Origin of the sequence: Intrasporangium chromatireducens Q5-1 (assembly GCF_000576575.1) — a bacterium.
Taxonomy (GTDB): domain Bacteria; phylum Actinomycetota; class Actinomycetes; order Actinomycetales; family Dermatophilaceae; genus Intrasporangium_A; species Intrasporangium_A chromatireducens.
Genome location: NZ_AWQS01000537.1, coordinates 1 through 862, shown reverse-complemented (window position 1 = coordinate 862; position 862 = coordinate 1). Strand labels below are relative to the sequence as shown.

Sequence of the window (862 nt, the reverse complement as noted above, 5' to 3'; positions counted from 1 at the left end):
CAGCGGGCCCGCTGCTGAGTGGAGCGGGGCAGGGGCCCGCTGCTGAGTGGAGCGGGGCAGGGGGCCCGCTGCTGAGTGGAGCGGAGCAGGTGTTGAGGATCCGCCGGACGGGGGTGGACGGACCGGCGGACGACCGTTGGTCCGGGACGACAAGCGCTGGGCACGGAGCCTGGGCACGATCGAGCCAGACGCGCAGGAACACGGGTCGTTCCTGGACCGGGATCCCCAAGCGCCCGAGACGGGCGATCGCGCTGATGTATCGGGGTGATATATCCGCGGTGTAGTGTGAGCGGGTGCCCAGGACAACGACGAACAAGCCGAGCCGCCGCGCGGCGCTGCTCGAGTTCGCGATCCTCGGCCTGCTCCACGACGGTGCGCTGCACGGCTATGAGCTGCGCAAGCGCCTCACCACCGCCCTCGGCATCTTCCGCGCCCTGTCCTACGGCTCGCTCTACCCGGCCCTGCGCTCGCTCGTCGAGGCCGGCCACATCACCGACACCGCGCCCGCCGAGCCCCCACTCGCGGGCAAACGGGCCCGGATCACCTACGAGCTGACCGCCGAGGGCAAGGAGCGCTTCCAGGACCTCGTCGCCCAGTCCGGGCCCGACTCCTGGGACGACGAGGACTTCGACGTCCGGTTCGCCTTCTTCTCCCGCACCGAGGCCCAGGTCCGGCTGCGGATCCTCGAGGGCCGCCGCTCCCGGCTCGAGGAGCGCCTCGCCAACATCCGGGAGGCCTCTCAGGCCCGGCGGGAGCGGATGGACGCCTACACCCTCGCGCTCCAGCAGCACGGCGAGGACCGCGCCGAGCGCGAGGTCCGCTGGCTCGAGGAGCTCATCAACGCCGAGCGCCGCGCGCAACC

Annotated in this window: 1 protein-coding gene; it reads left to right on the top strand. The window is 72.2% G+C overall.

The window, feature by feature from the left end; all coding sequences use genetic code 11:
- Positions 1-293 precede the first annotated feature (293 nt).
- Positions 294-862 (top strand): PadR family transcriptional regulator (locus N864_RS22760; protein ID WP_034722973.1); only part of this gene is annotated, 569 nt, incomplete at its 3' end.